7 protein-coding genes are annotated in these 12,670 nt (G+C 63.5%); 4 read left to right on the top strand and 3 right to left on the bottom strand.

Annotated features, from left to right (window positions below; genetic code table 11):
• The first annotated feature begins 389 nt into the window (after positions 1 to 389).
• Both ACLP25_RS06010 and ACLP25_RS06005 read left to right on the top strand, forming a co-directional pair.
• Positions 390 to 860, top strand: a complete 471-nt coding sequence (locus ACLP25_RS06010) for a MucR family transcriptional regulator (RefSeq protein ID WP_442468319.1) — start codon at positions 390 to 392, stop codon at positions 858 to 860.
• Between the two features lie 486 nt (positions 861 to 1,346).
• Complete coding sequence (locus ACLP25_RS06005; RefSeq protein ID WP_442468318.1) at positions 1,347 to 4,631, top strand: GH36-type glycosyl hydrolase domain-containing protein; 3,285 nt, start codon at positions 1,347 to 1,349, stop codon at positions 4,629 to 4,631.
• Here the strand turns inward: ACLP25_RS06005 and ACLP25_RS06000 are convergent.
• From ACLP25_RS06000 to ACLP25_RS05990, 3 genes are read right to left on the bottom strand one after another with little or no spacing between them, the layout of a single operon-like run.
• On the bottom strand, positions 4,549 to 5,997 hold the full coding sequence (locus tag ACLP25_RS06000) for a glycoside hydrolase family 15 protein (protein WP_442468317.1): 1,449 nt from the start codon (positions 5,995 to 5,997) through the stop codon (positions 4,549 to 4,551). The genes ACLP25_RS06005 and ACLP25_RS06000 overlap by 83 nt on opposite strands.
• Positions 5,998 to 6,007: 10 nt before the next feature.
• Positions 6,008 to 7,294: a glucoamylase family protein gene (locus tag ACLP25_RS05995; RefSeq protein WP_442468316.1), complete on the bottom strand. Its 1,287-nt coding sequence runs from the start codon at positions 7,292 to 7,294 to the stop codon at positions 6,008 to 6,010.
• 5 nt (positions 7,295 to 7,299) lie between these two features.
• Complete coding sequence (locus ACLP25_RS05990) at positions 7,300 to 9,129, bottom strand: ABC transporter ATP-binding protein/permease (RefSeq protein ID WP_442468315.1); 1,830 nt, start codon at positions 9,127 to 9,129, stop codon at positions 7,300 to 7,302.
• Between the two features lie 106 nt (positions 9,130 to 9,235).
• Here ACLP25_RS05990 and bglX point away from each other — a divergent pair, with 106 nt between their 5' ends.
• A complete protein-coding gene (gene bglX, locus ACLP25_RS05985; RefSeq protein ID WP_442468314.1) occupies positions 9,236 to 11,371 on the top strand; it encodes a beta-glucosidase BglX in 2,136 nt (711 codons plus the stop codon).
• Between the two features lie 578 nt (positions 11,372 to 11,949).
• Positions 11,950 to 12,670: HlyD family secretion protein (locus ACLP25_RS05980; RefSeq protein ID WP_442468313.1), on the top strand; the 721-nt coding region annotated here is incomplete at its 3' end.

The following is a 12,670-nucleotide window of genomic DNA, read 5'->3' as shown; positions in this document are numbered from 1 at the left end:
TGCGTCTCTCTCGAACCACGACCGGCATTATAGCCTGTTGAGCGAGTTTATCGCGGCGGCGTCAAATCTTGCGGCCGATTTACAATCACCTCGAACAGATAGGCCAGAAATCCGACTGTAGTGTTATATACCATCCGTCTGGTCTTCTTCTCGGACGGCCAACTCCATTGGCTTCGATTCTTCGGTCCCGCGCACTCGCTCGGGGATCGTCCTTATCCATGACCTTGAGCGGCCCCCGGGCAACCTCCTCATGTTTTGCTCGCTGCGCAGCCAACAACCGGCGCTGCATTTTGTCGCAATGTCCACCAAAAAATCTAATTGCCATGTCTCTTTGCTTCTGACGAAAATTGTGGTCCAAGGGAAAATTCGAATCACACCGGGAGAGAGCGATGTCAGAGCCAAACGACAAGCCGCTAGTAGCGCAGATTTTATCCTCATACCTGTCGAACAATACGGTAGCACCCGTTGATCTGCCATCGGTCATCGAGAGTGTGAAAAAGGCCTTCTCAGGCGCCTCGGAAACGATGTCTACGCCGGAAACGGACGGCGCTTCGAAAAGTTGGGAACCAGCAGTCCCTGTAAAAAAATCGGTCACACCAGAAGCTGTTACCTGTCTCATTTGCGGTGAGAAATTCAAATCGCTGAAGCGGCATCTGCAGGCAGCCCATCAAATCACTCCCCGCGAATATCGCGAGGCTTTCAAACTTAAGAGCGACTATCCTCTCGTTGCGCCGGCCTACGCCGCTCGTCGGTCCGAACTGGCGAAATCGCTTGGGCTGGGGCGCAAGGTCGGCGTGAAGGCCGCTGCCAAGAAGGCGAGCTCAAAACGTCCCGCCCGGAAGGTCGCTGCAACAGCTTAATCGCCGCGTTCGTGGCGGGATCTTTTGCAACAAATTCAAACTGCCCATCCCGCCACCATCCTTGCCACCTCCAGACCTGATCCTGCGAGCGCCGAAATCGGCGACTTCTTTGGCGGACGTTCTTTGCCCGACGGACGAGACCAATAGGTCGAATTCAGTCCGCCGCTGAAGGCTCGGGTTCGCCAATACCGGTCGCTCCCTGTCTTGCGCGCGTTTGGGTCGCTATCCAAATTGCCATTCGGGCATTGCTCGCGGCGATCCAATTTTCGCCAAGACTCCTATCGAAAAGACGCACATATTCTCTTCCCAGGGGGGCAACGATGAAGCGATCGCGTCACCGAGCCCCACCTGGTGTCGTGAACCACTGCCTGGATCTTTGGAGCCTACGAGGCTCCGATCGCCACGCTCGGTTGACAAGCTAAAGTCACAACACTTGGCGCCCTTTCGTGGATCGAAGAAAGTCTGCCCTGATCACAGGGAGAGGCCATGTCGCCTTCGCCGTCAGAATCCTTATTAACGCCGCGCAGCAGCGATCTCGGACTGGCGCGCGTCGCCAACCGGGCTGGCCTCTCGGTCAGCCTTCTGCCGACTGGGGCGATTTTCGCGATCGAGCACGCGGCAGGCATGCGCCGGATTATGATCAACCAAGCCGTCGCCTCTCCCGTCGCCGATGGCATGGCGCGTCTGTTTCTACGCATCGGCGGCGAGCCCTCCGTCCGGTCGATCATCGGTCCCCGCGCCGAGCTTCGATCCGGCGTGGGCGTGGACCGGATTGTCTGGGAAGGAGAGCGCAACAGCGTCAGCCACACAGTCACGCTGTGGCTGCACCCCAAATCGAACGTCTGGCTGTGGAGGGTGGCGATTGTCAACCGGCGCGACAGCGAACTCACGTGCGACACCGTCCTCGTTCAGGATCTCGGCCTCGGCGACCCGAACTTCCTGATGAACAACGAAGCCTACGCCTGCCAGTATATGGATCATCATCTGGCGGCTCATCCGCGCGCTGGCTACGTGGTGATGAGCCGGCAGAATCTGTCGCAGGGGGGCGCCTATCCCTGGGCGGCGCATGGCTGCCTCGACGGCGCGACCGGCTTCGCCACCGATTTCCGCCAGCTGATGGGGCCCGGCGCCCGCGATGTTGACGGGCTGAGGCTTGCCTTCGGTGAGAACCTTCCGTCGCTGCGTCTGCAGTTCGAGACCGCCTGCGCCGCGTTGCAATCCCCGTCGGCGACGCTCGCGCCAGGGGCCGCAACGAGCTGGACCTTTTTCGGAGCTTTCGAGCCCGATCATCCCTCGGCCTCGTCGGATGCGGACCTCTCCGTCGTCGACGCGGCCGAACTGGCCGACGGCGACTATGACCCGCGTCCAGTCCCTCTCTCCGAACCGACTCGGAGTCTGCTGCACGACGCGCCGGCCGCCGTCGCCGACCGGTTGGACCAAGAGACAATTGCCGCGCGCTACCGCAGGCGCATGCACGTCGAGCAAGTCGAGGGCGAGCTTCTTTCATTCTTCACGCCGGGTCGAACGCACGGCCGCCATGTGGTGTTGCGGGACAAGGAGCGCCTCGTTGCGCGGCGCCATGGCGCCTTGCTGCGAAGCGGCGACTCCATGATGCTCGATGACGACCTTCTTTGTGCGACCTGCTGGATGCACGGCGTGTTCGGCGCCCAGCTCACCATCGGCAACACGTCCTTCCACAAGCTCTTCTCCGTCTCACGCGACCCCTACAACGTCACGCGCGCCAACGGGCTGCGCATGCTCGTCGAGATCGAGGACGGCTGGCGCACGTTGACCGTCCCGTCGGCCTTCGAGATGGGTCTCAACGACTGCCGCTGGATCTATCGGCTGGGGAAGCGGACAATTCTGGTCTCGGCGGTCGCCGCGGGCGACGAGCCCGCGATGCAATGGCGCGTGACCGTTGAGGGCAAGCCTTGTCGTCTGCTCATCTTCGGACAGCTCGTTCTCGGCGAGCACGAATTCGCCCATGCGGGCCGAATGGAGGTCGACGCGCGCCGCAAGCGTTTCGTCTTCCGGCCCGATCCGGAGGACCGGTGGGGCCGGCAATATCCGAACGCCGCCTACCATCTGGTCAGCAGCACCCCTCGGCGGGTCGAGGCGCTCGGCGGCGATGAACTTCTCTATCTCGACGGCAGGCGCCGCAGCGGCGGTTACGCCGCGATCCGCACGAAGCCGATGAACGAATTCGTTTTCGCCGTCGTCGGCTCGATGACCAACGGCGCCCAGGCCCTGACTCTGGCGTCGAAATACGCCAAGCCGATCGACGACGCGGCGATGCTGGCGCCGGCGTATCGTTTCTGGCGCAAGCTTACGCGCGCCATCCGCATTGAAAACAGGCGCGAGGACCCGGACGCCAAGGCGTTCGACACGATTTTCCCGTGGCTCGCGCATGACGCGTTGATTCACCTGACCGTCCCGCACGGGCTTGAGCAATACACAGGTGGCGCCTGGGGTACTCGCGACGTCTGTCAGGGGCCGCTGGAATTCCTTCTGACGCTCGAGCACGACGCAGCGGCAAAGACGATCCTGCGGATCGTGTTTGCCCAGCAGTACGAGAAGGGGGGCGACTGGCCGCAATGGTTCATGCTGGAGCCTTATTCAGACGTGCAGGACAGGGACTCGCATGGCGACATCATTGTCTGGCCGCTGAAGGCTCTGTGCGACTATGTCGAGGCGACCGGCGATCTCGCTTTTCTCGACGAACCGATCGCGTGGCGGCGCGAGGACGACTTCGTGAGAACGGATCACGCCGACGCCGTCGCAGTCCATGTCGACAAGCTGTTCGCGACGGTCGTCGAGCGTTTCGTGCCGGGCACGCATCTCATTCGCTACGGCAACGGCGACTGGAATGATTCGCTTCAGCCGGTCGATCCGACGAAGCGCGACTGGATGGTGAGCGCCTGGACTGTCGAGCTCCTCTACGAGCAGTTGCGCCGCTACGCGGAAATCCTGCGCCGCGCCGGGCGTCCGAGGCGGGCGAAGGATTTCGACTCGACCGCCGTCGCGATGCGCAAGGACCTCAACAGGCTTCTCGTTCGAAACGGCGTCGTGGCCGGGTATGGCGTCTTCTCCCCGCAGGGCGGCTTGCCGGAGTTGCTGCTGCATCCAAGCGACACGCAAACGGGACTGTCTTTCTCTCTGCTGCCGATGACACAAGGAGTCATGGGGGGGATTTTCACCAAGCAGGACGCGCGCCGTTGCGTGGCCCTCATCCGCAAACATCTCCTGTTCTCGGACGGCGCCCGCCTGATGGAGAAGCCAATCGCCTATCACGGCGGCCCGGAGACGACCTTCCGCCGGGCCGAATCGGCAGCGTTCTTCGGCCGCGAGATCGGGCTCATGTATACGCATTCGCACCTCCGCTATGGCGAGGCGATGGGCGACCTCGGCGAAGCGGAGGCGTTGTGGGAGGCGCTCATGGTCGCCAATCCGATCGCCGTCACGGACCGTTTGAGCCATGCGTCTCTGCGACAGCGCAACGCCTATTTCAGCAGCAGCGACGCCGCCTTCCACGACCGCTATCAGGCGGGCGCGGAGTGGGAACGCGTCAAGGCTGGCTCGATCTCCGTCGACGGCGGGTGGCGGGTCTATTCGAGCGGTCCAGGCCTCTACGTGAACATCCTGATCCGGCACATGTTCGGAGTGCGTCGCAGTTTCGGCAAGCGGGTGGTCACGCCGTGCCTGCCCGCGTCCCATAAGGGCGCGAAGCTCGCATGGCGACGCAGGCCTCCCTCCGGCTCGCAGCGGCGGTGATGAAGGCAGCGTAGCTCCAGGTCAACCGCTTGGCGGAGGTCTGCGCGCCGGTCGTCCTGTCGAACTGCTCGGAAAGTTCCCGGCTCGCGGGCGTGAAGGCGCGCACGGTACGCATGAATGCATCGCCGCGCGCAAATGCGGCGTCGGCCGGCGCTGCGCCTTTGGCTCCTTCAAGTCCGATTCCGAGGCGCATGAGAAAGCGGGTGTTCTCGTCTGTCGCAGGAAATTCGGCGCCGGAGTGAAGCGCCGCGGCGAGCTTGAAATAGAACTGTCCCGCGGCCAGCGTTGAGAAATAATAGGCGCCGCCGCTGTAATAGGCGTCGCCGGAATAGCGGCCCATCGCGGGCCCCCGTCCGTCCGGCCGGCGGCGATTGATGTCGTATTCTGCGTCGAAGAGGTCCTCCAACGCGGCAAGGGTCGCCTGCGCCCTGGGGTCGAGCACGCTGTGTGTCCCCGACGCGCGCTGAGCGTGCAGCGTGGCGAGGACGACCGCGATGTCCAGCGTTTTCCGGGGATCGCCGTTTGCGATGCTGGTTCGCGAGCGGTAGCAGCTGGATTTCGGGTCCCAGAGCGCGTCCAGGCGCGAAATGATCTGCTGAGCGGCGGCGCGGCATGCGCGAGCGCGCGCGGCGTCTCCTGATTCCGCAAGCCACGCCCCGCCGCGCCCTAGCGCCTCGGCTTGAACGAGCTGGGTGTAATAGTGAAAACCGCGCTCCTCCTCCCAGATGTCAAAGCTCGGCTGGTTCACGCGCGCGAGCGTGAAGTCGATGTCGGCGACAATGAGCTCCCGCAAAGCCTCGCGGAGGCCTTCATCCAGACCTGGCTGAACTCGCCATCGCAGCAGGGCAAGGGCGCGAAGCGGCCCCCCGTCGTTCTGCGGGCGGGACCAGCGGGTGAAATCCAGCGTCCCGTCCGGATTCACGCGGACCTCCGCCTGCACGGCGTCCTCCCTAACGGGGGCGATCTCGGCGTCGGCGCGCAGATATTGGAGGAAGGACGGCTGAACCTTTTTCCTGAAATTGCTCCGCACGAGAAATTCCCGTCCGTCGAGCCGGCTCAGGGACTGGTTGAAGCGCACGAACTCGCGAAATCGGTCAAGCGCCTCCGATTTCAGCCACCCTTCAGCAAGCGCCACGCGCAGCGCGTCGATGACAATGGCGGAATCGCGGAACCAGTGGAAGAAATAGTCGGGATCGGGGTCGTAGGCCGCAAGAACGGGGGAGGCGAGCACCGAGCCTGGCAGAGGAACGACGCGCTGGCCAAATCCGGGACGCTCCTTGATCGTGTCGGTCGCGGAGATGGCGCGCAGCATCTCGCGCGCCGAGAGGCTCGCCTGCTCCTCGATCCATGCGTCGAGTCCGGTCATCGGCCGCACTTCACTTAAAGTGCGGACTGCGGAAGCCGAGCTTCTTCATGCCAGCCTGAATCTCCGGGATTCCCATGAACAGGTTCCAGATGAGCCCGCTGCGGTAGTTCTCGATCATCACGACGATCGGCCCCTGGCTGATCGCCAGATATCTTTCGGCGCGCCAATCGAATTGTTCGCTGAACCCGTCGACGAAGCCGTAGCGCCCCCAGATCCAGTCGCCGAGGTCCTCATAGAAATGGCGTAGCGCCGCCATCGCCGCATCGGGCGCGTAGGCGAAGCTCGCCAGCGCCGCGCTCGGCGTGATGACGCCGAGGTCGTTGTCGGGAGCGTGCCCGGCATAGCCGCGCACAGATTCTCCAGCGGTCAGGCCCCAGCAATCGGGTCCATATCCTTTGTAGCCGTGCGGGTTCCGAAGACAGTAGGCGTGATTGATCCGCGTATGGGCGACATTCTGCGCCCAGTAGTCGGCGTGATTGTCGCTCAATCCGCGTGGATCGACGCCGCAGAAGGAGTAGTGGGTGAAGAAGAGCGGCCCTCCCCAATCAGGCCCGAGCGGGAGCTCGACGCCCTCGAACGTCCGCCGGTTGACGAACATTCGGCCCTGCGCCCAGCCCTCGTGGTAGACCTCCGCTGGAACGGAATAGCGCGGCGCCGAAGCCGCCAGAATGTAGGCGATCAAGCATTCGTTCCAGCCACGGACAGGGTGGTTGAGCGCGAAGCCATTGTTCGGACTCCAGTGCCAAGTGAGTGCGATTCTGCCGCCCTGTGTGTACCAGTCCCATTCCGCCTCCGACCACAAATAGGCGATGCGATCGCGAACATGCTTCTCGTCGGCCGCGTTTCCACCGAAATAGGCGCGCGCACACAGGAGCCCCTGGAACAAGAATGCGGATTCGACCAGATCTGCGCCGTCATCCTTGCGGCTGAAGGGCAACGTCGCTCCGGTGTCCCCATGCATGAAGTGGGGGCATAGACCATGATAGCAGGTCGCCCGCTCAAGGGTGTCGAGCATCAGCGAGAGTCGAGCGAGCGCTTGATTTCGGGTGACCCATTGTCGCTCACAGGCCACGATCAAGGCCATGACGCCGAAGCCGGAACCGCCGATCGCGACAACGTCGTCCGTAGGATCCTTCAGGCGCCCCGCGTGATCGCGCGCAAGCCCGCTTCCGGGATGCGCTCCCTCCCAGAAGTACTGAAAAATCTGACGCTGCACGAGATCGATCAGCGCTTCATCCGAGAGACGTTCTCGGAGCGAGGACTTACGATGGGCTTTGGCTCTTGCGGAAGCAGGCATCGTCGTTAACCCTTGGCGGGGACGGTTTCTGGCGAAGGCTTGGAGGCGCCGGGACGGTCCGATCGGCCTGCGCCCGTGAGGGTCGGACCATGCGGATCGATCACAAGCTTCAGGGTGCGCGTGAACACGCTAGGTTCTATTCGGTCGCGACCAACATTGATCACGCCGACGCCAGTCAGTTCGTCCGCGAGCATCGCTGCGATCCGCCGCCGCCATTCCGGATCGAGAATGTCGAGGGCGCCGTGGATCACCACCCATTTGGGTCTTTGCAGGATTATGCGAGCGAAGGCCACACGCTGCTTCTCTTCGTCGGTCAGCCATCGGTCCCATCGCTCGGGTCCTTCTGATGGCGGAGTCAGATGCCCGAGCCCGACGGAGGCGATCGCGTTGTCGATGGCCTCCACCTCGAATTTGTCGCGCGAATACGGGTACGCGATCGCGTCGTGCAAGGGGCCGGGCGCGACGTACGCCCGAATGGGAACGAACATGATGAGTCGACGCGTCGGCTGCATGATCCTGCCGCTGCCCCAAGGCCACAGCCCGCCGACCGCTTGAAAGAAGAAGGCTCTGCCCTCGCCGGTGTCGCCGGCAACGAGCACGCGCTCCTGGGGCCTCAGCTCCGCGCTCCGTTCACTCAGTTTGATGCAGAAGTCCGGCGCGGCCACGCGCAAATTGTCGAGGAGGATCGTTTCGCCTTTAACCTCCTCGAATTCGATGCGGCTGGCGGAACTGCCAAGGTCGTCCATCGCCAGGAGTGTCTGGCGGAAACTCGCCACGCGCAACAGGGTCGCCCGCCAGTCCGCAATACTGGAGAAATTGTCGACAAACCACCGAAGCGCCTGCTGCACCTGATTGAAGGCGCCGACAACCATCATCAGCTCGCCGAAGCTCATTCCGCTGCGGAAGTAGGCGGGCGCCGCCACGAGGATCGGCGCTGCGATCGTGAACCAGCCATAGCCGGCGGTCACCCATGTCAGCCGGGTCACCGCGCCGACAATCCGCCGCGATACGTCGAGGACCGCATCGAAGACCGCGCCGAGCCGGCGCCTCTCGTCAGCTTCGCCGCCATACAGCGTTATCCCGTCGATCGCCTCGTCCACACGCACGATCGCGGCTCGGAATTCCGCTTCGCGCGCGTAATGTTCGGCGTTGAGACTGATCAGCGAACGCCCGACTCGCCAGCTTAGAAACGAGGCCGCTCCGGCATAGAGGAGCGCGCACCAGACCATGTATCCTGGCAGCTTGAAGGCGCGTCCGTCAAACGTCAGGACCATGCGGTCGGACAGGATCCACAGCACGCCGATGAAGCTCAGGAGCAGAAGGCTCGACTGCAGAAGGCCGATGCCGAGATCCGTCGTCAGCTCCGTCAGATGCCCTGCGTCCTGCTGGATGCGCTGGTCTGGATTGGTCCCCGTCTCGCCGGCGTTGGACAGTCGGAACGCCCGGTGGGGCGCCATCCACTGCGTCATCAGATCGTCGACGAGGCTCTGCCGCAGGATGACCTTGGTCATCTGGTTCAGCCGCATCTGCACAACGTTCAACACCAGCAATACGGCCGCCAACACGGCGAACACGCCGAGCTGCTCGACGAATCCGGGGAGGTCCTTGCGCGACAAAGCGTTGTAGAAAGGTTGATTCCAGGCGTTGAGGCGGACCTGCGAATAGGCGGTCGCTCCCACGACCGCGATCAAGGCGGCGCCGAGTAAGAAAATCTTGTTGCGTTCTCGCGATGACCACAGCGCCGAGAACATTCCCATGAGCTGCCCGTAGACGCCGTCGACGATTGCGCTTGTGGCGGAGTCGGGCGCGCTTTCGGCTCTACTGGATTGGTCCATCGAACGCTTCCCTCCCGGGCTGGGCGCCGCCTTTATGGAGCGTATCTTTGATCAAAGTCGGGTCACAATCTGGGCGACCCTATCCCTCGGGGAGCGAGGTGGAAGCATGGACCGCATTGAGGCGCTGATTGCAAAGATGACGACCGCCGAGAAGATCGGCCAGCTTAATATGGTCGCATCGACGAGCGTTGTGACCGGGCCCGGCGGTTCTCGCGCAACCCATGAAGGGATTCGGGCGGGAGCGATCGGCAGCCTGCTCAACCTCTCGGGCGCGGACAACGTCAGGGAGGTCCAGCGGATCGCGGTCGAAGAGTCGCGACTCGGCGTTCCCCTGCTGCTGGGCCTCGACGTCATACACGGGCACCGCACGATTTTTCCCGTTCCCCTCGCTGAGACCTGCGCGTTCGATCCCGAGCTTTGGGAGAGGACGGCGCGGGCCGCGGCGGAGGAAGCTGCAGCCGACGGCGTCGCCCTGACATTCGCGCCGATGATCGACGTTTCGCGCGACGCCCGCTGGGGCCGCATCGTCGAGAGCCCAGGCGAGGATCCATGGGTCGCCTCCGCGCTGGCTGCGGCCAAGACGCGCGGCTTCCAAGGGAAGGACCTTGCCGCCGCGGATAGTCTCGCCGCGACCGCCAAACACATCTGCGCCTATGGCGCCGTCAACGCCGGCCGCGAATACGCGTCGGTCGACGTCTCCGAGAGAACGCTGCGCGAAGTCTACCTTCCGCCCTTCTCAGCTGCGGTTGCGGCGGGGACCGCGGCTGTGATGCCGGCGTTTATCGACCTCGCCGGCGTCCCGATGACGATCAATGCGCCACTGCTAAAGGGTTGGCTCCGCGAGCGGGCCGGTTTCGAGGGCGTGGTTGTCAGCGACTACAACGCCATTGCGGAATTGCTCAAACACGGCGTGGCTGGCGACCTCCCCGAAGCCGCCGCGCTTGCGCTCAATGCCGGCGTGGACATTGACATGACGAGCAACGCTTATGCGCCGGGATTGCCGGAAGCGCTGAGGCGTGGACTCGTGACTCTGGCTGACGTCGAGGCCAGCGTGCGCCGGGTGCTCAAACTCAAACAACGGCTCGGTCTGTTCGACGACCCCTTCCGGCGCGGCGTCGCGTCGCCAAACGATGGCGGCGGAGAGTCCCGACGAGGGTTGGCGAGGGAGGCGGCGCGGCGCTCGATCGTTCTCCTGACCCACCGTCGCCCTGTCTTGCCTCTCCCTTCGGAAACGAGGCGTGTCGCCGTCGTCGGGCCCCTGGCGGCGGCGGAAGGGGAAATGCTGGGATCCTGGGCGTCGGCGGGCCGTTGCGAGGAAGTCGTGTCCATCCTCGAAGGGCTGAAAGCAAACTTGCCCGACTCTCGGATCGATTATGCGGCGGGCGTCGACATCGAAGGAGAGGATGAAACGGGGGTCGCAGCCGCTATCGACGTCTGCGCGCACGCCGAAATCATCGTGCTTTGCCTCGGCGAAGCCGCCGCGATGAGCGGCGAGGCGGCCAGCCGTACGGACCTTGGGCTGCCGGGTCGCCAGCGCGCGTTCGCCGAGGCTGTCCTCGCCATCGGCAAGCCGGTGATCGTCTTGCTTTGCTCAGGCCGTCCACTCACGCTGCCGTGGCTTTTCGAAAGCGCTGACGCCGTGCTGGCGACGTGGTTCCTCGGCGTAGAGGCGGGCCACGCCATCGCCGATGTGCTTACAGGCGCATACAACCCTTCCGGCAGACTGCCATTGAGTTGGCCCCGCTCAGTCGGACAGACGCCCCTCTTTTACAGTCAGCGCGCAACAGGCCGACCCACAGAGCCCGGCGTCCATTATTCAAGCTCGTATCTCGACGCGCCGGCGACGCCGCAATTCCCGTTCGGCCACGGCTTGTCTTACAGTCGCTTCGTTTTTTCCGACCTCCGCTGCGAGCCGACCCAAGTGTCTGCCGGAGGGACGATCCATGTCTCCGTCGAGGTTCGCAATGACGGCCGGATCGCAGGCGAGGTGACGCTGTTTCTGTTTATACGGGACTGTGTCGCGAGCGTGGCCCGCCCTGTTTTGGAGCTAAAGGGTATTCGTAAGCTCGTCCTGGCGGCCAACGAGAGTAGCCAGGCGACGTGGCGGCTGCCCGTGCAGGACTTGGCGTTCATTGGCCAGAATCTCGAGCCCGTGCTCGAACCGGGGCGGTTTGAAATCCATGTCGGTCAAAGCACAGATCCTGCAGAGTTGTTGACGGCCGTCATTGAGTTGACGCCGTGACCGCGCGGCTGCGAAGATCCACATATTCGAACCACGCCAAGACCCAAGGATGTCTGAAAGGCGCTGACGTTTGAAAGAGCGCTTTGGGACCTGTAGCGGCGGCTACTGGAAGGCAAAGCCTTCTTGGTCCATACTCGACTTATCGGATCGCGCGATCCCGTCGAGCAACAATGGCGAAAAGATTCGAGCCGATACCCTATCCATTCATTCAAGCCGCGCGGTGACGCCTTCTGATCCCAGACGATATTGCGCGGGCGATCATCCGCGTCGCGCGCCGGGATTGAGGTGCATCCGGGAGCGGACTTGGACGCAGGGCTTCGTCGTCGCCAGCCGGCTCGAGATCGGGGCCGGGCGCGCTGAACCTCGGAGGCGCGAGGACGATGGACGACCGGGTTGCTGACCAGGAGAAGCCTCTCCCCGTCGAAACCGATGGGGCCACAGCAGCCCCGGCTGGGGCGCCTCGACATCCCTTCGCCCCGGCGCGCGCGCCACGCTGGCTCGGCGTAGCCTTCCGACTGTTCGTCTTGCTTCTGGTCGGAGCTCTCATCGAAGTCGTCGCACACGAATGGGACTGGTGGGTGGGATCGGCCGCGTTGCAAAGCACCGACGACGCCTACCTGCATGCCGATCTGACGCCGCTCGCCGCGAAGGTTCCAGGATATGTCCGCCAGGTCGCTGTCGAAGACTTTCAGAAGGTAAAGGCCGGTGATTTGCTGGTTGAAATCGTCGATGACGATTACCGCGCCGAGCTGGACCAAGCCGAGGCGAATGTCGCGGCTTCGGAGGCGGCGATCCAAAGCATCGAACAGCAGAAGGTCTTGCAGGAAGCGCTGGTTCAGCAGGCGGAGGCGACGATCCAAGGGGCCGAGGCGGATGTGACGCGGTACCATCTGGAGTCGGTGCGTCAGCAGACGCTGCTCACGGGAGGTATCGCCGGGACGCGTCAGCTCGTCGAGCAAGCGGTCGACAATGAAAAGCGCGCCAAGGCGACGCTCGATCTCAATCGAGCGCAGCTGGAGCAGCAGCGCCAGCAGATTAACGTGCTCGACAGCCAGGCCAAACAGGCCCACGCGACGCTTGGCGCGCAGAAGGCGGCGCGAGACCTCGCGAACATCAACCTCGGCGATACGCGCATCGTCTCGCCGGTCGATGGCATGGTCGGCGAGCGGCAGGTCCTGCCTGGTCAGTATCTCAGCGTTGGAACACAGGTCATTTCAGTCGTGCCGCTTCCCAACGTCTGGGTTGTCGCCAACTACAAGGAGACGCAGATGACCAATGTTCGGGTCGGCCAGAAGGCGC

Source organism: Roseiarcus sp., from assembly GCF_052145395.1.
In the GTDB taxonomy this organism is placed as follows: Bacteria; Pseudomonadota; Alphaproteobacteria; order Rhizobiales; family Beijerinckiaceae; genus Roseiarcus.
This window is presented reverse-complemented; position numbering and strand designations above follow the sequence as displayed.

Bases quoted from the DNA above. Each gene is read 5' to 3' on its own strand.
- ACLP25_RS06005 (WP_442468318.1), top strand. From the start codon at position 1,347: ATGTCGCCTTCGCCGTCAGAATCCTTATTAACGCCGCGCAGCAGCGAT.
- ACLP25_RS05990 (WP_442468315.1), bottom strand. From the start codon at position 9,129: ATGGACCAATCCAGTAGAGCCGAAAGCGCGCCCGACTCCGCCACAAGC.
- ACLP25_RS06010 (WP_442468319.1), top strand. From the start codon at position 390: ATGTCAGAGCCAAACGACAAGCCGCTAGTAGCGCAGATTTTATCCTCA.
- ACLP25_RS06000 (WP_442468317.1), bottom strand. From the start codon at position 5,997: ATGACCGGACTCGACGCATGGATCGAGGAGCAGGCGAGCCTCTCGGCG.
- ACLP25_RS05995 (WP_442468316.1), bottom strand. From the start codon at position 7,294: ATGCCTGCTTCCGCAAGAGCCAAAGCCCATCGTAAGTCCTCGCTCCGA.
- bglX (WP_442468314.1), top strand. From the start codon at position 9,236: ATGGACCGCATTGAGGCGCTGATTGCAAAGATGACGACCGCCGAGAAG.